General features: G+C 72.9%; 25 protein-coding genes. 14 read left to right on the top strand and 11 right to left on the bottom strand.

Features of this window, described 5'->3' with window-relative positions:
- Positions 1-342 precede the first annotated feature (342 nt).
- Positions 343-1125, top strand: a complete 783-nt coding sequence (locus ACQP1P_RS43490) for an SGNH/GDSL hydrolase family protein (protein WP_433080574.1) — start codon at positions 343-345, stop codon at positions 1123-1125.
- Positions 1126-1563: 438 nt separating this feature from the next.
- On the top strand, positions 1564-2811 hold the full coding sequence (locus tag ACQP1P_RS43485; RefSeq protein ID WP_433080572.1) for an acetyl-CoA C-acetyltransferase: 1248 nt from the start codon (positions 1564-1566) through the stop codon (positions 2809-2811).
- A gap of 78 nt (positions 2812-2889) precedes the next feature.
- On the opposite strand, the gene ACQP1P_RS43480 is transcribed toward ACQP1P_RS43485, so the two are convergent.
- Positions 2890-3819: a S1C family serine protease gene (locus tag ACQP1P_RS43480; protein ID WP_433080570.1), complete on the bottom strand. Its 930-nt coding sequence runs from the start codon at positions 3817-3819 to the stop codon at positions 2890-2892.
- A gap of 43 nt (positions 3820-3862) precedes the next feature.
- Entirely contained in the window at positions 3863-5518 is a 1656-nt protein-coding gene (locus ACQP1P_RS43475; RefSeq protein ID WP_433080568.1) for an aminotransferase class V-fold PLP-dependent enzyme, read from the bottom strand.
- Positions 5519-5644: 126 nt separating this feature from the next.
- On the opposite strand from ACQP1P_RS43475, the gene ACQP1P_RS43470 reads away from it, so the two are divergent.
- Both ACQP1P_RS43470 and ACQP1P_RS43465 read left to right on the top strand, forming a co-directional pair.
- The gene (locus ACQP1P_RS43470) at positions 5645-5986 is read left to right on the top strand and encodes a hypothetical protein (RefSeq protein ID WP_350612011.1); all 342 of its coding nucleotides are present in this window, start codon (positions 5645-5647) and stop codon (positions 5984-5986) included.
- A gap of 442 nt (positions 5987-6428) precedes the next feature.
- Positions 6429-7637, top strand: coding sequence for an IPT/TIG domain-containing protein (locus ACQP1P_RS43465; protein WP_433080566.1), 1209 nt, complete (start codon positions 6429-6431; stop codon positions 7635-7637).
- A gap of 62 nt (positions 7638-7699) precedes the next feature.
- Here ACQP1P_RS43465 and ACQP1P_RS43460 read toward each other — a convergent pair whose 3' ends face one another.
- Positions 7700-8389 carry a hypothetical protein gene (locus tag ACQP1P_RS43460; protein WP_433080564.1) on the bottom strand — a complete coding sequence of 230 codons (690 nt, stop codon included), beginning with the start codon at positions 8387-8389 and terminating at the stop codon, positions 7700-7702.
- A gap of 330 nt (positions 8390-8719) precedes the next feature.
- Between ACQP1P_RS43460 and ACQP1P_RS43455 the strand changes: the two genes are divergently transcribed.
- Positions 8720-9229 carry a hypothetical protein gene (locus tag ACQP1P_RS43455; protein ID WP_433080562.1) on the top strand — a complete coding sequence of 170 codons (510 nt, stop codon included), beginning with the start codon at positions 8720-8722 and terminating at the stop codon, positions 9227-9229.
- On the opposite strand, the gene ACQP1P_RS43450 is transcribed toward ACQP1P_RS43455, so the two are convergent.
- From ACQP1P_RS43450 to ACQP1P_RS43440, 3 genes are all read right to left on the bottom strand, one after another.
- Positions 9222-9683 carry an NUDIX domain-containing protein gene (locus ACQP1P_RS43450; RefSeq protein ID WP_433080560.1) on the bottom strand — a complete coding sequence of 154 codons (462 nt, stop codon included), beginning with the start codon at positions 9681-9683 and terminating at the stop codon, positions 9222-9224. The genes ACQP1P_RS43455 and ACQP1P_RS43450 overlap by 8 nt on opposite strands.
- 286 nt (positions 9684-9969) lie before the next feature.
- A complete protein-coding gene (gene msrA, locus ACQP1P_RS43445) occupies positions 9970-10641 on the bottom strand; it encodes a peptide-methionine (S)-S-oxide reductase MsrA (protein WP_433080558.1) in 672 nt (223 codons plus the stop codon).
- A gap of 63 nt (positions 10642-10704) precedes the next feature.
- A complete protein-coding gene (locus tag ACQP1P_RS43440; protein WP_433080556.1) occupies positions 10705-11121 on the bottom strand; it encodes an HIT family protein in 417 nt (138 codons plus the stop codon).
- Positions 11122-11154: 33 nt separating this feature from the next.
- Between ACQP1P_RS43440 and ACQP1P_RS43435 the strand changes: the two genes are divergently transcribed.
- The 4 genes from ACQP1P_RS43435 to ilvA are packed head-to-tail and all read left to right on the top strand — an operon-like array spanning position 11155 to position 15568.
- A complete protein-coding gene (locus tag ACQP1P_RS43435; protein WP_433080554.1) occupies positions 11155-12294 on the top strand; it encodes a cystathionine gamma-synthase in 1140 nt (379 codons plus the stop codon).
- A 42-nt stretch (positions 12295-12336) separates the two neighbouring features.
- The gene (locus ACQP1P_RS43430) at positions 12337-13725 is read left to right on the top strand and encodes an amidase (protein WP_433080552.1); all 1389 of its coding nucleotides are present in this window, start codon (positions 12337-12339) and stop codon (positions 13723-13725) included.
- Complete coding sequence (locus ACQP1P_RS43425; protein ID WP_433080550.1) at positions 13722-14348, top strand: hypothetical protein; 627 nt, start codon at positions 13722-13724, stop codon at positions 14346-14348. Before ACQP1P_RS43430 ends, ACQP1P_RS43425 begins: the two co-directional genes overlap by 4 nt.
- Positions 14345-15568 carry a threonine ammonia-lyase gene (ilvA, locus tag ACQP1P_RS43420; protein ID WP_433080548.1) on the top strand — a complete coding sequence of 408 codons (1224 nt, stop codon included), beginning with the start codon at positions 14345-14347 and terminating at the stop codon, positions 15566-15568. Before ACQP1P_RS43425 ends, ilvA begins: the two co-directional genes overlap by 4 nt.
- Before the next feature lie 30 nt (positions 15569-15598).
- On the opposite strand, the gene greA is transcribed toward ilvA, so the two are convergent.
- Together greA and ACQP1P_RS43410 are read right to left on the bottom strand one after the other, a co-directional pair.
- Positions 15599-16099 carry a transcription elongation factor GreA gene (gene greA / locus ACQP1P_RS43415; protein WP_350612024.1) on the bottom strand — a complete coding sequence of 167 codons (501 nt, stop codon included), beginning with the start codon at positions 16097-16099 and terminating at the stop codon, positions 15599-15601.
- Positions 16100-16186: 87 nt separating this feature from the next.
- Positions 16187-16612 carry a DUF4307 domain-containing protein gene (locus ACQP1P_RS43410; RefSeq protein ID WP_433080546.1) on the bottom strand — a complete coding sequence of 142 codons (426 nt, stop codon included), beginning with the start codon at positions 16610-16612 and terminating at the stop codon, positions 16187-16189.
- A 97-nt stretch (positions 16613-16709) separates the two neighbouring features.
- Between ACQP1P_RS43410 and mca the strand changes: the two genes are divergently transcribed.
- The 5 genes from mca (at position 16710) to ACQP1P_RS43385 (ending at position 22234) form a co-directional block, all read left to right on the top strand.
- Complete coding sequence (mca, locus tag ACQP1P_RS43405) at positions 16710-17591, top strand: mycothiol conjugate amidase Mca (protein WP_433080544.1); 882 nt, start codon at positions 16710-16712, stop codon at positions 17589-17591.
- A gap of 4 nt (positions 17592-17595) precedes the next feature.
- Positions 17596-17829: a hypothetical protein gene (locus ACQP1P_RS43400; RefSeq protein ID WP_433080542.1), complete on the top strand. Its 234-nt coding sequence runs from the start codon at positions 17596-17598 to the stop codon at positions 17827-17829.
- A 225-nt stretch (positions 17830-18054) separates the two neighbouring features.
- Positions 18055-20730: a putative bifunctional diguanylate cyclase/phosphodiesterase gene (locus ACQP1P_RS43395; protein WP_433080540.1), complete on the top strand. Its 2676-nt coding sequence runs from the start codon at positions 18055-18057 to the stop codon at positions 20728-20730.
- A 127-nt stretch (positions 20731-20857) separates the two neighbouring features.
- The gene (locus ACQP1P_RS43390; protein ID WP_433080538.1) at positions 20858-21484 is read left to right on the top strand and encodes a TIGR03086 family metal-binding protein; all 627 of its coding nucleotides are present in this window, start codon (positions 20858-20860) and stop codon (positions 21482-21484) included.
- Between the two features lie 114 nt (positions 21485-21598).
- Positions 21599-22234: a hypothetical protein gene (locus tag ACQP1P_RS43385; protein WP_433080536.1), complete on the top strand. Its 636-nt coding sequence runs from the start codon at positions 21599-21601 to the stop codon at positions 22232-22234.
- A gap of 18 nt (positions 22235-22252) precedes the next feature.
- Here the strand turns inward: ACQP1P_RS43385 and ACQP1P_RS43380 are convergent, their stop codons facing one another.
- The 3 genes from ACQP1P_RS43380 to trpB are packed head-to-tail and all read right to left on the bottom strand — an operon-like array spanning position 22253 to position 24931.
- Complete coding sequence (locus tag ACQP1P_RS43380; protein WP_433080534.1) at positions 22253-22984, bottom strand: GntR family transcriptional regulator; 732 nt, start codon at positions 22982-22984, stop codon at positions 22253-22255.
- Between the two features lie 40 nt (positions 22985-23024).
- Positions 23025-23735, bottom strand: coding sequence for a tryptophan synthase subunit alpha (gene trpA, locus ACQP1P_RS43375; RefSeq protein WP_433080532.1), 711 nt, complete (start codon positions 23733-23735; stop codon positions 23025-23027).
- A 14-nt stretch (positions 23736-23749) separates the two neighbouring features.
- Positions 23750-24931 carry a tryptophan synthase subunit beta gene (gene trpB, locus ACQP1P_RS43370; RefSeq protein ID WP_433080530.1) on the bottom strand — a complete coding sequence of 394 codons (1182 nt, stop codon included), beginning with the start codon at positions 24929-24931 and terminating at the stop codon, positions 23750-23752.
- Positions 24932-24942: the final 11 nt, after the last annotated feature.

Raw genomic sequence — 24942 nt, 5'->3', positions numbered from 1 at the left:
CGCGCCGGCGGACCGGACCGGTCCCCTTGCGGCCGCGGGACGGCGGTCCGGGGCGGTCCTTCGGGCGGTCCTTCGGGCGGTCCTTCGGGCGGTCCTTCGGGCGGTCATGGTGCGGCGCTCGGCGGTGGGTGTGGGTCCGGGGGGCCGACGGGGTAGTAGGCCATCACGTGATACCAGTGGCACGCTGCGTAGCCCGACGGGCAGGAACGGGTCCGGGAGCCGGCGGCAACGTGCCGAGGGTGGTTTCCGTCACTTTCTGTTCTGCAGTTCGTCCGGATTTGCCCCTTGTTCGTCGCGCCCGGACCGTGATTCGATTGACTCGCCCGGAACGGAGGTGAGGGCGTGAGTGTCGTCAAGCGCCTCGCCCAGCTCGCAACCGTCACGGTGATCGTGGGCACGGTCGGCGGGGCCGCCGTGCTCGCCGCGCAGGCGGTTGCCGCCCGCACCCGCCCCTATGCGAAGCCCGACATGCGGCTCGCGATGCGCTCCTCGATCGGGGGTCCCGGGAAGCCGCCCATGCGCCTGGTGCTGCTCGGCGACGCGACCGCGCTCGGCGTGGGGGTCGATCGGGTGGCGGACACCGTCGGCGGTCAGCTCGCGGCGCTGCTCGCGGGCGGGGCCTCGGGCCGGCGGGTCGAGCTCTCCAGCGTCGCCGTGGCCGGATCGCGCTCCTCCGACCTGGCCACCCAGGTCGCCCGGGCGCTCGTCGGGCCGGTGCCCGACGTGGCCCTCGTGCTCGTCGGCACCAACGACGTCATCCACGCCGGCCGGGCCGCGGACGCGGCCGAGCACCTCGGGGCGGCCTGCCGGCGGCTGCACGACGCCAGCATTCCCGTGGTCGTCGGAACCTGCCCCGACTTCGGCGCGCTGCGAGCCTTCGCGCCGCCGCTGCGGCAGCTGCTCGGGCTGCGGAGCCGGCGGATGGCCCGGCTGCAGGCGGCCGCGGCGGGCGCGGCGGGCGCGGTGGTGGTCGACCTGGGGGCGCGTACCGGGGCGGTGTTCCGGGCGGACGCGGGGACGCTCTGCCACGACGGCTTCCATCCGTCGGCGGACGGGTATCGGGTCTGGGCGCACGCGCTGCTGCCCGCCGTCGAGGAGGCCGCGGCGGTGCGCCGGGCCGCGTAGGGCCGGCGACTGCCGGATGACCGGCCGCGAGGGCTTGCCGGCGGGCGTAGGGTGACCGGCCGTGCGCCGGCCGCCAGGATCGTCGGGCGATCCGGCGTGAGGACTTCCGGCTGGTCGTGCGCCGGGCGCTGCTGACCAACCGGGTCCCCACCGAGCCCGGCGGGGTGGGGCGCGGCGACCGGCCGGGCGCCGGGCGGCGCCGGACCGGCGGGCGTACGGTGACCGGCCGCGAGCCTCCGCGTCGGGCGGGGAAGCGAAGGGCGACCGGCCGCGGGCCTGGCAGCGTCGGCGCGCCAGCGCCCAGTGGTGTCTGGCGGGAGCGACGGTCCGCACCACCGCGGACCCGAGTCATGGCGCCCTGAATTGCGCACGCCCTGTGACAATTTTGGCGGGGCGAAGGCGGATGGGCCGGGGTTACCTCGAAGTAGCATCCGAGGTATGCCGGAAGCTGTCATCGTTGCCACCGCCCGGTCCCCGATCGGCCGTGCCGTCAAGGGATCGCTGCGCGACCTCCGCCCCGACGATCTTGCCGCCACCATCGTCCGTGCCGCCCTCGACAAGGTGCCGCAGCTCGATCCGCGCGCGATCGAGGACCTCTACCTGGGCTGCGGCCTTCCCGGCGGCGAACAGGGCTTCAACATGGCCCGCGTGGTGAGCACGCTGCTCGGGTTCGACCACCTGCCCGGCGCCACGACCACGCGGTACTGCGCATCGTCGCTGCAGACCACCCGCATGGCCTTCCACGCGATCAAGGCCGGCGAGGGCGACGTGTTCATCTCGGCCGGGGTGGAGTGCGTGTCGCGGTACGCGCGCGGCAACTCCGACGCCCTCCCGCCCGACGCGCAGGCGGCCGTCGGCGGGCCGTGGCAGAACCCGGCGTTCGCGGACGCCTACGCGCGCACGACCAAGCGCTCCGAGGGCGGCGCCGACACGTGGCACGACCCGCGCGAGGATGGCGAGCTGCCCGACATCTACATCGCCATGGGGCAGACCGCCGAGAACCTGGCCGAGGTCGAGGGCGTGACCCGGCAGGACATGGACGAGTTCGGCGTCCGGTCGCAGAACCTCGCCGAGGAGGCCATCAAGAACGGCTTCTGGGCCCGCGAGATCACCCCCGTCACCACCCCGACCGGCGAGGTCGTCTCCGCCGACGACGGGCCGCGGGCGGGCGTCACGCTCGAGGGCGTCGCCGGGCTCAAGCCGGTGTTCCGGCCCGACGGCCGCGTGACCGCCGGCAACTGCTGCCCGCTCAACGACGGCGCGGCCGCGGTGGTCATCATGAGCGACACCAAGGCCCGCGAGCTCGGGATCACGCCGCTGGCCCGGATCGTCTCCACCGGCGTGACCGCGATGTCGCCGGAGATCATGGGCATCGGCCCGGTCGAGGCCTCGCGCAGCGCGCTGCGGCGGGCTGGGATGACCATCGACGACGTCGACCTGGTCGAGATCAACGAGGCCTTCGCGGCGCAGGTCATCCCGTCGTACCGGCAGCTGGGCATCCCGCTGGAGAAGCTCAACGTGAACGGCGGCGCGATCGCGGTCGGGCACCCCTTCGGCATGACGGGCGCGCGCATCACCGGGACGCTCATCAACTCGCTGAACTGGCACGACAAGTCCATCGGCCTCGAGACGATGTGCGTCGGCGGCGGCCAGGGCATGGCGATGGTGCTGGAGCGCCTCAGCTGAGCTGACTTCGCGGGGGAGCTCCGCTCCGCCCACACGTCGGTCGCCGTAGCCGGCCTCCACCGAGCGCACCCGGGGCGCTCACTCCAGTGGGGCCGGGACGGCGACCACGTCGACCAGGGCGTCCTTGCGCAGCACCGTGATCGGCAGTCGCGTGCCGATCGCGGGGCCGAGCATGAGCCGCAGCACGTCCTGCACGCCGGTGATGGGCTTCCCGCCGGCGCTGAGCACCACGTCGCCCACGTAGAGCCCGGCCAGCCCGGCCGGGCTCCCCGGCACCACCTCGGCCAGCCGCAGGCCCTTGGACTGCCCCAGGCGCTGCGCGAGGGGCGGCGGCAGCGGCACCGTGGCGCCCGCCACGCCCAGCCAGGCGCGCCGGACGCGGCCGGTCGCCATCAGCTCGGACATGATCAGGCGGGTCGTGCCGTTGATCGGCACCGCCAGGCCGAGCCCGATCCCGGCCACGGCCGTGTTGATCCCGACGACCCGCGACGCCGAGTCGGCCAGGGCGCCGCCCGAGTTGCCCGGGTTCAGGGCCGCGTCGGTCTGGATGACGTCGTCGATGAGGCGGGCGTGCCGCCCGTCGCGCACCGGCAGCGAGCGCCCGAGCGCCGAGACCACGCCGGCGGTGACCGAGCCGGCCAGGCCCAGCGGGTTGCCCACCGCCACGACGAGCTGGCCGATGCGCAGGTCGTCGGCGTTGCCCAGGGTCGCCGGCGGCACCCCGGCCTCGCGGATGCGCAGCACCGCCAGGTCCGCGAGCGGGTCGGCGCCGACCACGTCGAAGCGGGTCTGGGTGCCGTTGGTGAACTCGGCGACGCCCCCGTCGGCGCCGGCGACGACGTGCGCCGAGGTCAGGGTGAAGCCGTCCGGGGTGTAGACGACGGCCGAGCCGGCGCCCTCGCCGCGGCGGCTGCGCACGGTCAGGCTGGCGACGCTCGGCAGCAGGGTGGCCGCCACGGTGGAGACGACCCGGCTGTACGCGTCGAGCGCATCGATTTCGGGGTCCATGCACGGAGGAACACCGCCGACGCCCCCTCGATGCCGCCCGCCGTTACGCCAACAGCGATACCGCCGGCAGGTCGAACCACCGCAGCGCCTCGAAGTTGGCCGACACGACCCCGTCCGGCTCCGCCTCGGCGGGCAGCGACTCGAACAGCTCCCGCGCGTAGCGCAGATAGCCGGCCAGGTCGGACTCGGGCGCCCGCTCGTGGTGCGAGGGCCAGGTCAGCTCGCCGGAGTCCGAGTAGGACAGCTCCGACAGCCGCAGCGGGGGCTCGACCACGCCGTCGCGGTGCTTCCACAGGCCCGTCCGCGGGTCGAAGCGGTACTGCGGCAGCAACGCCCACCCGTGCGTCGCCACGAGGTGCACGGCCTCGACGATGTACCGGAAGACCGTCTCGGAGATGAAGTAGTTGAAGCTGACCCGCACCCAGCCCGGCTTGATGCCCTCGCAGCCGGCGATGATCTCCTGCTCGAAGCGGTGCGAGCGCTCGATGTCGATGCCCAGCAGCCGGTGGCCGTAGGGGCCCGCGCACGAGCAGCCGCCCCGCGACTGGATCCCGAACAGGTCGTTCAGCAGCGAGACGACGAAGTTGTGGTGGAGGTACCGCCCCCCGGGCTTCTTGATCACGAAGGACACGATCGACAGCCGGGGCGCGTCCAGGTTGCCCAGGATCTCGATGTTGGGGTTGGTCTGCCACGACGCGATCGCCTCGCGCAGGAACCCCTCCTCCAGGGCGCGGATCGTGTCCGTGCCGACCGCCCGCTTGAGCTGGAACACCAGGCCCGCGCGGATCGACTCGACGATCGCCGGGGTGCCGCCCTCCTCGCGGTGGGCGGGGTCGGCGATGTAGTGGTGGTCGGTCGGGTTCACGTAGTCCACGGTTCCGCCGCCGGGCACGGTGGGGACCCGGTTGGTCAGCAGCGCTCGGCGCACGACCAGCACGCCCGGGGTGCCGGGGCCGCCGACGAACTTGTGGGGCGAGATGAAGACGGCGTCCTTGTCGTACATCTCGATGTCGATGTAGGGCGCGGCGGCCGCGAAGTCCCAGAACGACAGCGCCCCGTGCTCGTGCAGCAGCGCCGAGATCGCGTGCGTGTCGCTGACGATCCCGGTCACGTTGGAGGCCGCCGAGAACGATCCGATCTTCAGCGGCCGATCGGCGTGCCGCACGAGTTCCGCGCGCAGCCGGTCCAGGTCGATGTGGCCGTTGTGATCCTCGGGGATGACGACCACCTCCGCGATGGACTCCCGCCACGGCAACTCGTTGGAGTGATGCTCGAAGGGGCCGATGAACACGACCGGGCGATCGGCGGCCGGGATGCGCGCCGAGAGCTCGTAGCGGTCCTCCAGCGCGGCCGGCACCCGCAGGCCGAGGATGTGCACCATCTTGTCGATCGCGGCGGTGGAGCCGGAACCGGTGAAGATCACGACGGTGTCGGCGTCGCCGCCCACGGCCTCGTTGATGATCTGGCGCGCGTCCTCCCGCAGGCGGGTCGTCTGCAGGCCGGTGCCGGACGATTCCGTGTGCGTGTTGGCGTACCGCGGCAGGACCTCGTCCCGGACGAAGCGCTCGATGAAGTCCAGCGCCCGGCCCGAGGCGGTGTAGTCCGCATAGGTCACCCGGCGCGCGCCGAAAGGCCCCCGCATGACCTGGTCATCGCCGATCACCGCGGCACGAATGCGCTGCAAGAGGGGGGTCCGCATGGCCGTCATCATCCCAGGCGCCACGCCGTCCCCTTTCGTGTGGTCGGGAGAATGTCGCACTGCTTGTCCGCCCCACCGCGGGGCCGGACTGTTTAACGTTTCGTCCGGAGGTGCTCAGGAAGCCTCATGAGACTGGGGGTAGGGAAGTTGGTCAGTGTTGACCAGTCCGAGCCAACAGACGTCGTCGATCGACTCCTGTGGCGGGACGCCACGCAGATCCTGAGTCGGCACAGCGAGTCCGACGGGGAGGGGCTGTGCCTCTGGTGCGGCCGGGAATGGCCCTGTGCGCCGCGCCGGCTCGCGGAGAACGCCGCCGAGGCCTCGCGCCGCCCCTGGAACGAGGCCTGGACGGCGCGTCACGACCTCTACAGCCTGCGGACCATGCCCGACTGGCGGATCGACCTCGGCAAGCCGCGCTCGCGCGGCGGCTGGCATCGAGCCGGCGGAAACCGGGGAACCTTCCTGTAACACGATCGTTGATACCAGCGGAGACTTCGGCGCGCCCCGCCAGTGCAACGCAGTCCCGCGACACAAAGACCCGCCCGGACGCGGTTGCCGACATGCCTCCGTCGGCTCCGAACGCCTCCGGCCAGGCGTCCTCCCCAGGGATCGGGCGGGTCTACCCGGCAGGCGAGGGCACTTCTCGTGGTTCCCCCGCATATATCGCGAAAATGTGCCCTCGCCTGCCAAAACCCTCCATGTGGTACCCCGAGAGCCCCGGCTGCGGCCGGGGCTCTTCTTGGCTGATTTGAGTAACTCTCAGCTATTTCGCTGCTACTTTGCGTGAGGTAAGCCCTCAAGTCAGCTTTGCTGTGGCGACCACCGGAGGAGACCACACATGAACCACCCGAAGACGCGTCTTCGCACCTGGCGGACGCGCGCTGCCGTAGTCGGCGGCACCGTCACCGCAATGATCGTCGGCACGATGGGCACCGCGTTCGCGGCCACGGTCCCGCTGACCCTGAGTGCGGCGAGCGGCCCGAGCGGCGGCGGTAACACCATCACCGCCACGGCGACGACCAACATCTTCACCACGGCGACCACGCCGGCGGTGGAGTTCCAGTACGTCGGCACGGGCGCGGCCGCCAGTTGCTCGGCGACCTACCTGGCGCCGGCGGCGATCGCGCCGACCACGGCCCCGACCGGCACCGCGGCCTACGTGCAGACCGCCGGTGTCATCGCCGTGCCGCCCGCCAACGTGAAGAAGCTTGGCGGGACGAACACCAACAAGATCTCGGTCACCGTGCCCGCCGGCCTCGCGCTGGCCAACACGGGCGGTGGCACGCCCACGATCCTGCAGTCGACCGCGAAGTACAACCTGTGCGTCTACTCGGGCACCACCGTGGCCGCGACGGGCGTGACCGGCAGCCCGCTGATCGGCAACGCGGCGTACACCATCGCCGGCAAGCCCACCATCACCGGCGTGTCGCCGGCGACCGGCCCCGCGCTGGGCGGCACCACCATCACCGTCACGGGCACCAACTTCCCGTCCACCGGCATGACCGGCACGCTGGGCGGCACGGCGCTGACCAACATCGTCGTGGCGTCGGGCGGCACCAGCTTCACCGCGACCGCGCCGGCCCACGCCGCGCAGACGGGCGTGTCGCTGATCATCAACTCGGCCGGCGGCATCGTGACCCAGACGGCGGCGTACGACTACACCAACGGTGTGGTGATCTCGCCGAACACGGCGGCGCCGTCCAGCACCGTCGACGTCGACGTCCAGGGCGTCGGCTTCCTGGCGCCGAACTTCACCACGTCCGACGGTACGACGCCGAACGACACCAACGCCCACGTGTACCTGGTCTCCGGCGCGTACGACCCGACGCCGGACACCACGGTCAACACCAACAAGGCCAACCCCGAGGTCGCCGAGTGCGTCAACGTGCTGGTCGTGAGCGACACCGAGCTGATCTGCACCCTCGTGCTGACCGGCAGCATCGGCGTGACGGGCGCGCCGGCCGCCGCCACACCGGTCAAGCAGGGCACGTACACGCTCACCGTCGTCACCGACGGCCGGCTCGACGTCCAGACCGGTGGCGCGAACGCGGCCTCGGCGCCGGACTACGACGCCTCGCTGATCACCAGCGGTGCCACGTTCACGGTGTCGCCCTACTAGGACGGCCCGCTGATACGAAAGCGGCCCGGGAGCTGAGCTCCCGGGCCGCTTGCCGTGTTCGTTCAGCCGAGTTCGAGCCAGGTCTTGTCGATCGCGGCCACGCTGTCGGCCTCCGACGGGTGGCCGCTCTGGTCGATGAGCACCGTGAAGACGCTCTTCGCGGTGCTCACCCGCCAGCAGATCAGCATGTTCGGCTTGTGCGAGACCGGCTGGTTCGCGCTGAGCCGGAAGTTCTGCGAGCAGTGCGCGTCGCCCACCGCGTGGCCGTCGTCGGCGACCCAGGCCAGTTCGCGCTGCCCGGTCAGGTCGGCGCGCGCGCTCACGATGCGCAGCGTGGTCCGGTCCGGGCTCGTCGTCTCGCTCACCGACGCCGAGGCCGAGGCCCCGCCCGGCGCCGGCGGGAGCGGCTGTCGCACGTTGTTGCTCGCCATGGCCGCGGCCGAGCGCGCCGCGCCGATGCGCTGCTCGCTGGTCATCGGGCTCGGCGTCGCCGTGGTGTCCATGACCGCGGCGCCCGGCGCGCTCGTGGCCGCGCCGGCCGACGGGGCCGGGGCGGTCGACGGGCCGGTGCCGTCACTGGCGGCCGCGGACGGATCGTCCGAGGCCACGTTCTGCGCGGCCGCCCTCGCGACCGGGTCGGTGGCGGCCCCGGCGCTGGTCTGCAGGGCCATGAAGCCCCCGACTCCCAGCACCGCCGCCAGCCCGACGCCCCCGAGCACGAGCGGCCGGCGCCGCCGTGCCCACCGGGGCACCCTCTCGTCCGCTGACTGATGGTTCTTCGCTTCGGCACGACGATCGTCGGCGTGGCCCATACTCTTCAGTCCCCCGCGTGTGTCACTGCTTCGATGGCCGGCCGCCCGCGCGGAAGCCTCCGCGGGGCGGCCTCAAGCCCTGATCATCCCACCGAAGTAGTGACAAAAACCCCCAAATCAGCTACCTGGGACGCGGCTCGGCGGCAATCGGTAGCGGTCGGTCGGCGTCACCGGGCGAGCTCGGGCAAGCCAGGCGTCGGGCCGGTACAGTGCGCGTCGCCGCCTTGTCGAGGTGGCGTGGCGGTCGTGGCGGGGAACGGGAGCCGGCGAATGGCGGTCGAGCGGGTCTTGCACGTCCGGGACACGCCGGACGGGCCGGCGGTCGTGCTGCGGTGGATCGGTACCACCTGGCTGGAGCGCGGCCCGCGGTACCGTCGCCGCCGGGTCCTGACCGCGGCTGCGGCGGTGCTGGGCACCCTCGGCGGCGCGGCGGCCGTGGTGTGGATGCTCAGCGGCGCGGCCGCGCACGCCTCATCGCGCGGCGAGGACGTGGTCAGCTATCTGTACGCGGCGCTCGTCGTCCCCGGCATGTTCTGGGGGCGGCACTGGCTGCGCCACGCGCCGACCCACGAGCGCGACGCCGGGCGCGGGATCATCGCCTACGGGCCGGTGCTTCTGGTGCTCCTGCCGCTGGCGGTCGGCTTCGGGCTGGCCGTCGTTCCGCGGCTGTTCGGGGAGCAGTACCCGGGAGAGGAGCGGGCCCGCCGCGCGACGCTCGAGCTCCGGGGCGGAGATCTCGGCGATCTGCCTTCGGGTCCCTCCCGCGCTGCGGTCAGGTAGCAAGCAGGGCGGTCAGCACCACGCGGACGTCCGCCGGCCGCAGATCGAGTGCTTCGAACTGGTCGGGTCCGGCCCACAGCAGCTCGAAGCTGTTGTCCGGGCCGTTCGCGACGGCTTCGGGGCCGGACAACATCGGCACGCCCGTGACGTTCGCCATCAGAAAGTACAGGCCGGTGCGGCCTCGCTCCTGGCTGGTCCAGATCTGCCGGTCGATGCCGGCCCGGAGTCCGGTCTCTTCGGCGAGCTCCCGCACCGCCGCCGCCTCGGCGCTCTCGCCGGCCTCGATGTGGCCTCCGGGCAATACCGCGTAGTGATGGCCCTGGCAGCCGGGGCCGGGCCGGCCGTTCTCCGAGCACATGACACAGACGGCGGATGACTGCTGGCGGCGAAAACGCTTGATCACCAACACGCGGCGCCCTTCGGTCACCACCGCGACCGCCCTGGGAATCCTCACCGTCACACTATGCCGCGGCACCGCCTCGGCTCGGCGGCCCCGTCCAGAACTGCAGGCTGCCCGGCGACGGCGCAACCATCTGGTGCGTGGTCACGCCGCACGCCGGGGACGAAGTCGTCAACTCGTGCGCCGACACGAGGGCCGGTGCACGCGCGGGTCGGGACGGCACGCTGCCGGGGCCGAGCGCGGCGGCGGTGCCGCTGATCGTGTAATACGCGACCCCGCGGTGATCCTCGGCCTGGTTGCCCGTCCGATTGCACTGACAACCAGGCAGAAGGGGTCCGTCTCAGGAGGCGTCGGGAACGGTTGCGACGCCGATGGGGCAGGTCATGCCGTTCGGGCCGTGGTTGCAGTACCCGCCCGGGTTCTTGGCGTCGGAGAGGTACTGCTGGTGGTAGTCCTCCGCGTAGTAGAACGGCCCCGCCGGCCCGATCTCCGTCGTGATCTCGCCGTGGCCCGCGTCGCGCACGACCGGCGCGAAAGCCGCGCGCGAGGCCTCGGCCACGGTCGCCTGGGCCGGCGTGGTGGTGTAGATCGCCGAGCGGTACTGCGTGCCGACGTCGTTGCCCTGGCGCATGCCCTGCGTCGGGTCGTGGTTCTCCCAGAACGCCTTGAGCAGCGTCTCGTACGACACCGTGGCCGGGTCGTAGACCACCTGCACGGCCTCGGTGTGCCCCGTGCGGCCGGAGCAGGTCTCCTCGTACGTCGGGTTCGCCGTGAACCCGCCCTGGTAGCCGACCGCGGTGGAGTACACCCCCGGAATCCGCCAGAAGATGCGCTCCGCGCCCCAGAAGCAGCCCATGCCGAAGTAGGCCACCTCGAGCCCGGCGGGCCAGGGGCCGCGCAGCGGGGTGCCGAGGACGGTGTGCTTCGCGGCGACGGGCATCTCGGTGTCGCGCCCGGGGATGGCCGACTCGGCGGTCGGCAGGTCAAGCTGCTTGTTGTACCGCAGGAACACGATCCGCTCCTTAAAACTTGAGGCTCTCGGGCTCAAGTCTGCCGCGAAATGCGCCGCGATGCCTTATGAGCTCATTACGGCGGAGACCTTCTCCGCGTAGGAGAACGCCTCCTCGTCGCTCGCGTATTTCGTCCGCGGCCAGAAGAAGCCCTTGAGGCCGTCGCCCTTCGTCCGCGGTACGACATGCGTGTGCAGATGCGCCACGCTCTGTGACACACGGTTGTTGATGGCGACGAAGGTGCCGCCCGCGGACAACCCGGTCTCGACGGCCGCCGCGATGCGCTGGACGAAGGTGAAGTACGAGGGGATGTCCGACGGGTCGAGATCGGTCAGCGTGACCACGTGCGCCTTGGGCACCACGAGCACATGGCCCTTGAACACCGGCCGGATGTCGAGGAAGGCGGCGGCGGTGTCCGTCGAGGCCACCAGGTAGCCGGGCGAGGCGCCCGACGCGATCGAGCAGAACAGGCAGTCCGACACGAACGCCAGCCTAGCCGCGACTAGTGTCGGCCCATGACCCACGGCTTCGAAACCCTCGCCATCCATGCGGGGCAGGACCCGGACCCGGCTACCGGAGCGGTCGTCCCGCCGATCTTCCAGACCAGCACCTACGCCCAGGACGCCGTCGGCCGCCCGCGGCTCGGGTACGAATACAGCCGCACCACCAACCCGACCCGCGACGCCCTGCAGGAGTGCCTCGCCGCGCTCGAGGGCGGCCGCCGCGCGCTCACCTTCGCCTCCGGCCTCGCCGCCGAGGACACCCTGCTGCGCACGGTCTGCCGCCCCGGCGATCACGTGGTCATCCCCGACGACGCCTACGGCGGCACGTTCCGCCTCTTCTCCAAGGTCGCCGAGCGCTGGGGCCTGACCTGGAGCGCCGCCTCGATCCACAGCGTCGACTCGATCCGCGCCGCGATGACCGACCGCACGCGGATCGTGTGGGTCGAGACGCCGACCAACCCCCTGCTGGGCATCGCCGACATCGCCGCGCTGGCCCAGGTCGCGCACGACCGCGGGGCGCTGCTGGTGGTCGACAACACGTTCGCCTCGCCGTATCTCCAGCAGCCCCTGCACCTGGGCGCCGACCTCGTCGTGCACTCGACGACGAAGTACATCGGCGGGCACTCCGACGTCGTCGGCGGCGCGCTCATCGGCGCCGACGAGCGGCTGCTGGGCGAGCTGGCGTTCCACCAGAACGCGATGGGCGCGATCAACGGCCCGTTCGACGCGTGGCTGACCCTGCGCGGCATCAAGACCCTCGGCGTGCGCATGGACCGCCACTGCGACAACGCCGAGAAGGTCGTCGAGTTCCTCTCGCGCCACAAGGCCGTTTCCCAGGTGTTGTACCCCGGGCTGCCCGACCACCCCGGGCACGAGACGGCGGCCAAGCAGATGCGGCGCTTCGGCGGCATGGTGAGCTTCCGCGCGCAGTCCGAGGAGCACGCGGTCGAGATCTGCAACCGCGCCCGCCTGTTCGTGCTCGGCGAGTCGCTCGGCGGCGTCGAGTCGCTCATCGAGCACCCGGGCCGCATGACGCACGCGAGCGCGGCCGGTAGCCCGCTGGAGGTGCCGGGGGACCTCGTCCGGTTGTCCGTCGGAATCGAGACGATCGACGATCTTCTGGCCGATCTGGAGTACGCGCTCGCTCGTTGACACACTTGACCGCACCACGGACGGGTACGGAAGGTGTCATCGATGCTGGACCGCGCAACCACCTGGGTAGGGGCCACGGCCAGGGAGATCGCCCGTGCGGTGCGCCGCGGCGACACCTCGGCCACGGCCGTCGTCGCCGATCACCTGGACTCCATCCGCGCCTACGACCGGATCGTCGGCGCCTTCCGCGAGGTCCGCGGGGGCGCCGCGATCGCCGAGGCGGAGATCGTCGACGACCAGCCGAACCTCGCGAACCTGACCCTCGCCGGGGTGCCGGTCGCGGTCAAGGAGAACGTCCCGGTCACGGGGCTGCCGACGTGGAACGGCTCGGCCACCGCGCGCTGCCCGGTGGCCGACCGCGACCACGAGGTGGTCCGGCGGCTGCGCGGGGCCGGGGCCGTCGTCGTGGGCGTGACCCGGATGCCGGAGCTGGGCATCTGGGCCACCACCGACGACGCCGGCACCGTCACGCGCAACCCGTGGCGGACCGACCGCACGCCCGGCGGCTCCTCGGGCGGCTCGGCCGCGGCGGTCGCGGCCGGGCTGGTGCCGATCGCGCACGGCAACGACGGGCTCGGCTCGATCCGCATCCCGGCCGCCTGCTGCGGCGTCGTCGGGCTCAAGCCCGGCTCGGGGTCGGTGCCGGCCGGGATCGGGAGCAACGACTGGTACGGGCTGGCCGAGAACGGCATCCTGGCCACCACCGTCGCCGACGCGCACCTGGGCTACTCGGTGCTGGCCGGCCGCACCCCGCACGCGCTCGCCGAGCCGGCGCGGCTGCGGGTCGCCGTGTCGCTGCGCAGCCCGGTCGCGGGGGTGTGGCCGGACGCCGGGTCGCGCAAGGGCCTCAGCGACGCGGTACGGCTGCTGCTCGCCCATGGCCACAACGCCGTGCGCGCCGACCCGTCGTATCCGCCCGCGCTGGCCGCCCGGGTGCTGTCCACCTGGTTCGCCGCCGCGAGCCTCGACGCCGCCGAGCTGGACCCGGCCGCGCTGCAGCCGCGGACCCGCCGCCACGTGGCCCTCGGCGAGCGGGCGCTCAAGCAGGGCCTGATCCGCGACGCCGACCGGGCGACCTGGCGTGAACGCTGCCGCAACTGGTTCGGCGACGGCGGCTTCGACGTGCTCGTGACCCCGGCGCTGGCCGCCGCGCCCCCGTCCGCGGAGCGCTGGTCGGCGCGCTCGTGGGCCGCGAACATGCTGGTCAACACCCGCTACGCGCCCTACGCGGCGCCGTGGAACTTCGCCGGCTTCCCCGGGCTCGTGTTCCCGGTCGGGGTCCGCCCGGACGGGCTGCCGGCCGCGGTGCAGCTCGTCGGGCCGCCCGGGTCGGAGCCGCTGCTGCTCGCCCTGGCCGGTCAGCTGGAGCAGGCCGCGCCCTGGCGCCGGCACGCGCCCGGGTGGCCCCGCGTCGCCGCGCGGCGCCGATGATCCGGGCGATCTCGGGCCCGGCGGCGGCGGCGATGCTCGGCGTCGCGGCCGCCGCGCTGGTCAACCTCGGCGTCGCGTTCCTGCCCCTGGCCGATCTGCATGCGGTACATCACCCCGGCGTCGAGTCCGCGACGCTCGCCCTGTTCCTGCGATGGTTCGCCCGGACCCTGCTCGTCGGGTGCCTGCTGGTGGCCGCCGTGGCCTGGGCCGGCTGGTTGCTCCGGGCCCGCGGCAACCTGGCCGCCTTCGGGGTCCCGTCGCGCCGGGTCGTCGACAGCGTCGGGCGGGCGCCGGAGCTGCGTCGCCGCGTGACGATCCTGCAGTGGAGCTGCTACGGCACGGCGTCCGTGGCGCTGGTGTGGGTCTGGGTGGCCTGGCTGGCGGGGCGTGAGACCGCGGCGGAGATCGCCTCCGTGCGCGAGCAGGCCCGGGCCGGGCACCCGGTGGACGACGCGCTGGCCGCGCACCTGTTCGGGCGGGAGCTGATCCTCCACCTCCCTCCGGCCGCCCTGTTCGTCCTGGCCGCCGGGGCCGCGCTCCTGCTGATCGCCAACGTGACCAGCGCGCAGTACGGGCGGGTGGCCCGGCTGCGCGGAGCCGTTGGTGGGACGATCGGGCCATGACCGTCTCCTCGGATCTTGTGACGCTGGCCGAGATCGAAGCGGCACGGCACCTGCTGGCCGGCGTGACCCGCCTGACGCCGGTGGAGCCGAGCCGGCCGCTCACCGCCAAGCTCGGCGGCCCGGCGTGGCTCAAGTGCGAGAACCTCCAGCGCGCGGGCTCGTTCAAGGTGCGCGGCGCCTACGTCCGCCTCGCCCGCCTCGGCGCCGAGGAGCGCCGGCGCGGGGTGGTGGCCGCCAGCGCCGGCAACCACGCGCAGGGCGTCGCGCTGGCCGCGGGGCTGCTCGGCATCAGCAGCACCGTCTACATGCCGCACGGCGCCCCGCTGCCCAAGATCGCCGCGACCAAGGGCTACGGCGCGGCCGTCGAGTTCGCGGGCTCGACGGTCGACGAGGCCCTGGTCGCCGCGAAGGAGTTCGCCGAGCGCACCGGCGCCGTGTTCATCCACCCCTTCGACCACCCCGACGTCATCGCCGGGCAGGGGACCGTCGCCCTCGAGATCCTCGAGCAGGTGCCCGAGGTCAAGACCGTCATCACCGGGGTCGGCGGCGGCGGGCTGATCTCCGGGCTCGCCGTCGGGATCAAGGCGCTGCGCCCGGACGTGCGGGTCATCGGCGTGCAGGCCGCGGACGCCGCCGCGTTCCCGGCCTCGCTGGCCCAGGGGCGCCCGGTGCGGCTGGACAGCTTCGGGACGATCGCCGACGGCATCGCGGTCGGCCGGCCCGGGGACATCACCTTCGAGCACGTGGCCAAGCTCGTCGACGACGTCGTGACGGTCACCGAGGAGGACATCTCCCGGGCGCTGCTCATGCTGCTCGAGCGCGGGAAGATGGTCGTCGAGCCGGCCGGGAGCGTCGGGGTGGCCGCGCTGCTCGCCGGGGCCGTGACGGTGCGGACGCCGGTGGTGGCCGTGCTCTCCGGCGGCAACATCGACCCGATGCTCATGCTGCGGGTGATCGAGCACGGGCTCGCGGCCGCGGGGCGGTACCTCACGTTCACCGTGCGCTGCGGGGACCGGCCCGGGCATCTGGCGAAGCTGCTGACGTACATCGCCGAGCAGGGCGCCAACGTGGTCGACGTGGCTCATCGCCGCCAGGACTCGCGGCTGCAGCTGGGGGAGGTCGAGCTCGCGCTGTCCGTCGAGACGCGCGGATCGGAACACTCGGATCGCCTGCTCACCGCCCTGCGCACGGCGGGCTACACGGTGACGTTCGGCGTGTAGCCCGCCCTTGCGCAGCGCTTCGGCGGCCGCTCAGCCCGCGAAGGGCTCGAAGGCGATGACCTTCACCGTGATCGCGGCGCCGTTGGGGGCCGTGTAGGTGACGATGTCGCCCTGCTTGGTGCCCAGGATCGCCTTGCCCAGCGCGGACTCCGGGCTGTAGACGGTCAGGTCGGTCGTCGCGGCGATCTCGCGGGAGCCGAGGAGGAACTTCTCGGTGTCGTCCTCGTCGTCGTCGAACTGGATGGTGACGACGGTGCCGGGCGCGACCGCGTCCGAGGTGGGCGCGTCGCCGACGACCGCCTTGCGGAGGAACTCCTTGAGGTACAAGATCCGACCCTCGGCCTTGCCCTGCTCCTCGCGGGCGGCGTGGTAGCCGCCGTTCTCGCGCAGGTCGCCCTCTTCGCGGCGTGCGTTGATCTCGGCAGCTACTGCCGGGCGGTTGGCGATGAGCTCGTCGAGCTCAGCCTGCAGCCGGTCATAGGCGTCCTGCGACAGCCAGGTGGTGGCCTGGTTGCCGTCGGTGGTCGACACTGAAGATCTCCTTACGAGCACGCTCGGGTCAAACCACCAAAGTACCAGTGACTCGCATCACCGCGGCCACTTGAATTTTCCCGGGCGTCACCGGCTTTTCAGCGGCCCGCACGCGGGAACCTCGACGGTGACCGGCCGATCGCTCGTGGCCAGCCGATATGTGACGTACGCCTCCGCCCCCTCGGACACGTCCACCTGGGCCAGCCCGACCTCCTGGCCGCTGGCCGAACGTGCCCGGACGCTGCAGGTCGCGCGCAGGTCGGGCTCCTTGCGCACCACGAAGTCGACGGTGATGCCGTCGTCGGTGACGTTGTAGAAGCGCTGGACCTGCGGCTCGAAGTCCTGCGGACCGTACTGCCGGTAGAGCTGCCCCGCGATCGCGAGCCCGGCCGCGGCCACCACCGCGGCGAGCGCGAACACCAGCCAGCGACGCCGCGGCTGCGGCTCCCGGCGGCGGCCGTAGCGGCCCGGCGGGTACTTGACTGTGGCGTGCGTCTCTTTGGCAGTGGTCACGGGAGTGCGTCCTCGTCGTTTTTTGTCAGAGGTACTGACCACAATAGGGTCGTTACGTTTCCTCGCCTCGCGGTGGGTCTCTCTGGAGGGATAGCTCGTGACCGAGCAGTTGCGTTTGATGGCGGTGCACGCACACCCTGACGACGAGTCGAGCAAGGGCGCGGCCGCCATGGCGAAATACTCGGCCGAGGGGGTCGACGTCCTCGTCGTGACCTGCACCGGAGGCGAGCGCGGCAGCGTGCTCAACCCGAAGCTCGACCGCCCGGAGATCTGGGAGAACATCGGCGAGATCCGCCGCGCCGAGATGGACCGCGCCCGCGAGATCCTCGGCGTCCGCCAGGAGTGGCTCGGCTTCGTCGACTCGGGCTTCCCCGAGGGCGACCCGTTGCCGCCGCTGCCCGAGGGCTGCTTCGGCCTCATGGACCCCGAGGTCGCCGCGGAGCCCCTCGTCAAGCTCATCCGGACGTTCAAGCCGCACGTCATCACCACCTACGACGAGCGCGGTGGCTACCCGCACCCGGACCACGTGATGACGCACAAGGTCAGCATGGTCGCCTTCGAGGCCGCCGCCGACCCGTCGCGCTACCCGGACGCGGGCGAGCCGTGGCAGCCCCTGAAGCTGTACTACAACATGGGCTGGTCGCGGAAGCGCATGACGCTGCTGCACGAGGCCATGCTGGAGGCGACGGGCGAGTCGCCCTACACCGAGTGGCTCAAGGAGTGGCAGGAGCGCCGCGACGGCCAGGACTGGCCCGACCCCGACCAGCGCGTGACCACCAAGGTCCCCTGCGGCGAGTTCTTCGAGGTCCGCGACGACGCCCTGCGCGCCCACGCCACCCAGGTCGACCCGGACGGCTTCTGGTTCGCGGTGCCGATGCCGATCCAGCAGAAGATCTGGCCCACGGAGGACTACGAGCTCGTCAAGAGCTTCGTGGAGACCACCACGCCCGAGGACGACCTCTTCGCCGGCGTAAGGTGAGGGTATGAGCGCGTTGGCCGTCCTGGCCGAGAACAACTTCGGCGACACCCGCTCCGGGGGCCTGGCCGGCCCCATGGGGCTGCTCATCATCGTGCTCCTGGGCATCGCGACGGTGTTCCTGATCCGCAACATGACCGCGCGGATCCGCCGCCTGCCGGCCGAGTTCCCCGATCCGGACGCCCGCAAGGACCCGGACCGCAACGACTCGACCACATCCTCGACCACATCGTCTGAGTAGTCGGCAGCAACGATCTGAGTTAGAAACGCATCGCTGGCCACTGTTGTCCCTATCCTGCGTGGCTTAGCCTTCACGAGGTGCGTGTTCCACTTCGCCGTGCGCGCATCCCCGTGAGGCAGGCAAGGGGGCAATGGTGACCGCGATGGCGCACGCCCCGTTGCACCCACCGTCGTCAGGTTCCGTCGCCGCCGGGCCGGTGGCCGCCACGCTCCCGTGGAGGCGGCGGTGATCGCCCTGGCGCGGGCGCATCGGCCGCTGCCGTCCCGGCTCGTGGCCCTCATGGTCGTCGCCGCCGGGCTGAGCGTCGCCGCCGCGCTGGTGGCCGCCGTGCGCCTCCCCGAGGGTGCCGTCGGGGCCGCGTTGAATCGGTTCAACGTCGAAGGTCTGCCGGCGGTACCGGCGGCCGTGCTCATCGGCGCCGCCGTGGCGATGGTCTCGCAGCTGGCCCGCGTGCGTGTGCGCGCGGGGGGCGGTCTGGCCCGGCTGGCCTGGGGCGAGGCCGCGATCGTGGTGCTGCTCGCGAGCCTCCCCCCGCAGGTCGTCCCGCCCGTCGCCCTGCTGGGCTTCGCCGCCGCCCACGCCGCCCTGCACCTGTTCGACGCCCGCGCGAGCCGAGCCCGGCCCGTCCGCGAGAGCATCTACGGCGTGGCGGCCCTGACCGTGGGCGCCGCCCTGGCCACCCTCGTCATGGTCGTGATCTGGGGCAACGGCGCCGCCCGCGAGGGCCTTGCGCCGCGCTTCGTCGCGGCCCTGTGCGCGGCCGCGGCCGTGTACTTCGTGGCCACGTTCGCCCTGGTGGTCCTGCGCATCGTCGCCGCCGGCGGCGACCTGCGCGACACGGTGTCGAGCATGGTCACGAGCACCCCGCTCATGCTCGTCGGCAACGTGACGGTCGGCCTGGTGGTCGTCTGGGCCTGCGCCACCAGCGGCTTTCTGCTCCTGCTGCTGCCTCCCGTGCTCTGGCTGATGCACCAGTTCTACGCGAACCGCATCGGTGAGGACGACGAGCGGCGCACGTGGGCCGAGTTCGCGGACGTGGCCCGCGACCTGAACCGGCTGGACGAACGCGACGCGGCGATGGCCGGCATCGCGGGCGCCGTGCGCCTCTTCCGCGTGCCGGCGGCCAAGATCGTCCTCTCGGGCGGCCGTTCGCACGGCGATCTTCCCCCGGGCCCGTACACCAGCCGAGCCCTGACCGTCGGCTCGGTGCCGGTCGGCGAGCTCCGGCTGGCCGGCCCGGCGCTCCAGCGCTCGCGGGACCGCCTGATGCTGGCGACGTTCGGCGACGCTCTGGCCGCGGCCCTGCACGACGCCATCACGCACGACGAGCTGCGGGCCATGAGCGAGCGCACGACCTACGACGCCGTACGCGACCCGCTGACCGGCCTCTTCAACCGAGCGGCCCTGCTGGCGAGGGGCAACGGCCGGCTGTCGGCCCGCTCGCCGGGCGCCCCGGTGGCCCTGCTCCTGCTGGACGTGAACGACTTCAAAGAGGTCAACAACGCTCTGGGTCACACGGCGGGCGACGAGGTCCTGAAGGTGATCGCGCGCCGCGTCCAGGGCGCCGCGGCGGAGGTCCCGGCCCCGGATCGGCGCTCCGGCCCGGTCATCCCGCGGCCCCGGACCCCCTCGTCGCCCGCTTTCGTCCGGGCCGCGCCCGGCGGCGCGTCGTACTCCCCGGGCGCGCCCACGGCTCCGGACGCCCACCCCTCCACCGACCTCCACGCCCGCCTGGGCGGCGACGAGTTCGCGATCCTCGTCACCGACCTGGCCGACGGCGCCGAAGACCTGGCCCTGGCCGCCGCGGTGGAGCGGGCGCGCCGCCTGGGCGCCCAGATCGCGGCCCCCATGGAGATCGACGGTGTGGTCCTGTCCAAGGAGACGTCCATCGGCGTGGTCGTGGCGGCCGCCGGCTCCGCCGACCTGACCGAGCTCCTGCGCCGGGCCGACATCGCCATGTACCAGGCCAAGCACGGCGGCCAGCCGGTTGCCTGGTACGACCCGACGCGCGACGACGCCAGCACCGACCGCCTGGCCCTGCTGGCCGAACTTCGCGAGGCCCTGAACGCCACCGCCACCGGCGACGAGCAGCTGGCCCTGGACCTGCAGCCGGCCATCGCCCTCACCCCCGCGCTCGTCTCGCCGAAGTCCACCTCCGGCGGCTCCAAGCCCGCGGCCGGCGCCGCTCCGGTCACCGGCGTCGAGGCCCTGATCCGCTGGCGCCATCCGCGCCGGGGTCGCCTGATGCCCGGGCAGTTCCTCCCGGCCGTGGAGGCGAGCGAGCTCATCGGCCCCCTGACCCACTGGGTGCTGGAGAAGGCCATCTTCCTGGCCGCGGGCTGGCGCCGGGCCGGCTCGGCCGTACCGGTGGCCGTGAACATCTCCGCCCGCAGCCTCGCCGACCGCCAGCTCCCCGAGACGATCAAGGACCTCCTGAGCCGCTACCGCCTTCCGGCCGACCTTCTCGTCCTGGAAATCACCGAAACCGTCATGCTCTCCAACTCCCCGGTGATCGACGACGTCCTGGCGCGCGTGCGCCGCCTGGGCGTGCAGCTCGCCGTGGACGACTTCGGCACCGGGTACTCCGCCTTCACGCTCCTGACCCGAGTACCGGTCCAAGAGGTGAAGATCGACCGCGAGTTCGTCGCCCAGATGCTCGACTCGCCGAAGGCCGGCGCGATCGTCCAGACCACGGTGGACCTCGGCCGCCGGATGGGCCTGCGCGTCGTGGCGGAGGGAGTGGAGAACCCGGAGCAGCGGGCCCGGCTGGCGGAGCTGGGCTGCACGGCCGCCCAGGGCTTCCTCTTCTACCCGCCGATGTCGCCGGAGAGCCTCCAGTCCGTCCTGCGCGAGCGCCGCCAGGTCCGGCGCCGCCACCTGAGGGCCGAGGGCACCGGCTGATCCGCCGCCCCCGTTTGCTTCCCGCTCGACCCCTCGGGTTCCGTCGCGCCCGGCTATTGGAATGGAATGTTCCGTTCTGATAGACTCGGGACGCCGGCGAGGCGGATCGACGATGGGAGCCGAGATCATGAACGAGCGGTTGACGAGCACCTGGGCCGTGCTGGACGAGGCCCACCTCGCCCTGCGCGCCGTCGTCGAGGGCGTCCGGCCGGGCGACTGGACTCGCCCGACCCCGTGCGCCCGGTGGAGCGTGGCCCAGGTCCTCCAGCACGCGGCCGGCGACCAGCTCGGCTACGCGGCCTCGATCACCGGCTCCGGCGGGCCGGCGTTCGACCCCTTCTCCCCGGCCGGCCACCTCGGCCCCGTCGACCGGCCCGGGGCCGGCCTGGTCGATCTCGCCGACGAGGCCATGCGCGCCTCCGCCGCGGCGTGGGCCACGGTTGCCCAGGACGCCACGGCTGTCCCCACCCCGCTCCCGCAGGGCAAGCTTCCGGGCCGGCTCGCCGCGGGCGCCTGCGCGCTCGACGCCGCCGTGCACGCCTGGGACATCGCGCTCGCCACCGACCGGCCCTCCCCGCTCGGCAACGCCCTGTCGGGCGAGTTGCTGGAGGTCGCCCGCGAGCTCGTGGAGCCCCTCCGCGCCTGGGGTGCGTACGCCGCGATCCTGCCCGCCGACCCCTCCGACGACGACACCGCGATCCTCCTGCGCTACCTCGGCCGCGACCCCCACTGGACCGCCGCCCCCGCCGTCTGACCGGCGCCGCCGGTGCTCATCCACTGTGGACGGATGGGCGGAGCGGGTGATCGAGGGCTGACACACCGGCCGGGTGTTCGGCGTTGGAGTGGCGTTGCCCTAGCGTCACCGATTGTGAGCAGGCGGGGGATTGCCGGGGTCGCCGGGTTTGTGGTCGCCGCGGTCGGGGCGTTTGTCGTGCTCGATCACTTCGGCGGGAGTGAGCGGTTCGCCGATCTGCCCGGGGGTGCCGACGTGCGGCTCGTCGGGCGGTTCACGCCCCAGCAGGTCGAGCGGCTCGCCGGGCTGCCGGAGGCGGAGGCCGTCGAGTGTGACGACACGCTGTTCGACGTGGGGATCGCCAGCGGGCGGCTGCAGCTCGGGCAGGTGACGGTGCTGACGGCGGTGCGGAGCCCGGGGCTGCAGCGGGCGGCGCTGGTGCAAGGACGGGCGGTGCGGGGTGACGCCGAGATGCTTGCCGTGGATGGGCGGGGACTGCGGCTCGGCGACCGGGTCACCGTGACGCGGGGCGGGCGCGGGGTCGCCGGCAGCGTGGTCGGGGTCGTGGCCCGGCCCTCCGGGCAGCCGGACGCCGTGGCGTTGTTGCCGGCCGGGGCGGTGGCTCGGCTCGGCGGGGGGAGCGGGTGTGCGGAGGTCGCGGTGCGGCTTCGGCGGGCCAGCGAGGCCACGGCGTTCCAGCGGGCGGCCAAGGGGGTGCTCGGCGGGAATCCCGTGGTCACCTACGACGAGTCGCTGCGGGGACACGTCTGAGTGCCGCGCGGGCGGGGGCTAGGCGGTCGCGGTCGTGCCCGACCACGTCATCGACAGGGCCGTGGCCGCTCGTTCGGCCCGGATCTGCATCGCCGAGCCCAGGATCACGGCTCGGTCCGACACCGCCAGAGCGTCGTCCACTGTGTACGTCTGCCGCGCGCTGATGAAGACCGGCGTGTCCTTGGGCTCGGCCAGCAGCGCCGACGACGCGGCATCCAGCAGGCCGGGGCTGACCGTCTCCGTCGCGCGCAGGACCGGCACGCCCGTGTTCGACAGGGCCGTGTACAAGGCCGTCGTCGTGAAGTCCACCTCCAGCAGGGCCGCGGCGTACGGGGCCGGCACCCACGACACCTGGTGGACCGAGGGGCGGCCGGCGAACGTGCGGACCCGCTCGAGGCGAAGGGCGCGCCCGCCGAAGGTCTTCGAGTCCGTCAACGCCGACGAGATCACCTCGGTGGCCACGGCGAAGCCCTGGTCTCGCAGGTCGTCGGCCAGGCTGCGCAGCGAGCCCAGGCGGTAGGCCAGATGGGGCGGGGACACGAAGGTGCCCCGCCCCGGCTGCTGGACGATCAGGCCCTCGTCGCTCAGCTGGCGCAGGGCCTGCCGCAGGGTCATCAGGGTGACGCCGTAGGCGGTGCTCAGGTCACGCTGGGCCGGCAGGGCCGCGCCGGGGGCGTAGAAGCCGCTGCGGATCTTCGCGGCCAGGTCGGTCGCGATGGCGCGGTAGCGGGGTTCGCCGTCGCGGGGCAACCGGTCCTCCTGAGGCGTGCGGCCTGAAGCGAGCAGGCCGCTACGATATCGCCGCCCTCAGGGCGCGGACGTACTCGCCCGCCTCGGAGGCGCTCGCGCCGTCGAGGACCCGGCGCATCAGGGCCGCGCCCACCACCACGCCGTCCGCCAGGGACGCGGCCTGCGCGGCCTGGGCCGGTGTCGAGATGCCGAAGCCGAGCAGGACGGGCAGGGAGGTCCGCGGCTTCAGGCGGGCGGCCAGGTCGGCGGCCGACGAGGCCAGCGAGCTCCGCTCGCCGGTCGTGCCCATCACCGTGACGCCGTAGACGAAGTGGCGGCTTCTCCGGCCGATCTCCGCCAGGCGGGCGTCGGGAGTCGCGGGGGACGCCAGCAGGACCAGGTCGATGTGGGCGGCCACCTCCTCGCACTCCTCCAGGGGCAGGTCCGGCACGATCAGGGCCGTGAAGCCCGCCGCCTTCAGGCGGGCGCAGAACGCCGCGGCGCCCGAGCGGATCACGAGGTTGGCGTAGGTGGAGGCGATCAGCGGTACCGAAACGGAGACCGCGGCAACGTCGCAGAGCATGCGATCGAGGGTCGCGCCGCGGGACAACGCGGCCTCGGTGGCCTCCTGGATCGTCGGGCCGTCCAGGGTCGGATCCGAGAACGGCAGGCCCACCTCCAGGTAGTCGGCCCCGGCGTCCGCGAACGCCGTCAGATAGTCCGTCCACGACGACGTCACGCCGGCGGTGACGTACGGCATCAGCAGCTTCACAGTGCCTCCCGCATTCACAGTGCCTCCCGCATCGACGCGAGGTCCTTGTCGCCACGGCCCGACACGGTGACGAGCACCGTCGAGCCTTCGGGCAGCTCGCCGCGCATGACCCAGGCCAGCGCGTGCGCGGACTCGAGGGCCGCGACGATGCCCTCGGTGCGGGCGAGCCGGCCGAACGCGGTCACGACCTCGTCGTCGGAGACGGTCACGTAGCGGGCCCGGCCGAGGTCGCGCAGGTGGACGTGCTCGGGGCCGATGCCCGGGTAGTCCAGGCCGGCCGCGATGGAGTGGGCCTCGGCCACCTGCCCGTCGTCGTCCTGCAGGAACAGGGAGCGCACGCCGTGCAGGACGCCGAGCTGCCCGCGGCTCGCACCGGCGCCGCCGTCGGCCTCGACGCCGATCAGGCGGGCCGGCGTGTCGACGAAGCCGGCGAAGGTGCCGGCCGCGTTCGAGCCGCCGCCCACGCAGGCCACCACGTAGTCGGGCACCGCCGCGCGCAGCTCGGTCGCGCACTGGCGCCGGGCCTCGTCGCCGATGACGCGCTGGAACTCGCGGACCATCCACGGGTACGGCGCCGGGCCCAGCACCGAGCCCATGCAGTAGTGCGCCGTCGCGACCTCGCCGACCCAGGCGCGCATCGCCTCGCTGGTCGCGTCCTTGAGCGTCCGGGCCCCGGTGTGCACCGGCACGACCTCGGCGCCGAGCATGCGCATCCGGAAGACGTTGAGCTCCTGGCGCTCGATGTCCTTCGCGCCCATGTAGACGGTCGCGGCGAGGCCGAACAGCGCCGCCGCGGTCGCCGTGGCCACGCCGTGCTGGCCGGCGCCGGTCTCCGCGATGAGCTTCGTACGCCCCATCCGCTTCGCCAGCAGCGCCTGCCCGAGCACATTGTTGATCTTGTGGGAGCCGGTGTGCGTCAGGTCCTCGCGCTTGAGCAGCACCGTCAGCCCGAGCTCGGCGGAGAGCCGCAGCGCGGGCGTGAGCGGGGTCGGGCGGCCCGCGTACGTGGCCAGCAGGCGCTCGAGCTGCCCGCGGAACGCCGGGTCGGCCCACGCCTCCCGGAACGCGTCCTCGACCTCGCGGCAGGCGCCGATGAGCGACTCGGGCACGTACCGCCCGCCGTACTCCCCGAACCGCCCGCGCGCACCCGGGTCCGTCATCGCGGAGTGGCGCGGCCGAATGAGCAGCTCAGTCATGGTGAGCCTCC

The organism is Dactylosporangium sp. CA-052675 (assembly GCF_050947935.1).
In the GTDB taxonomy this organism is placed as follows: Bacteria; Actinomycetota; Actinomycetes; order Mycobacteriales; family Micromonosporaceae; genus Dactylosporangium.
The sequence above is the reverse complement of the archived record's forward strand: the minus strand, read 5'-3'. Positions and strand labels throughout refer to the sequence as shown.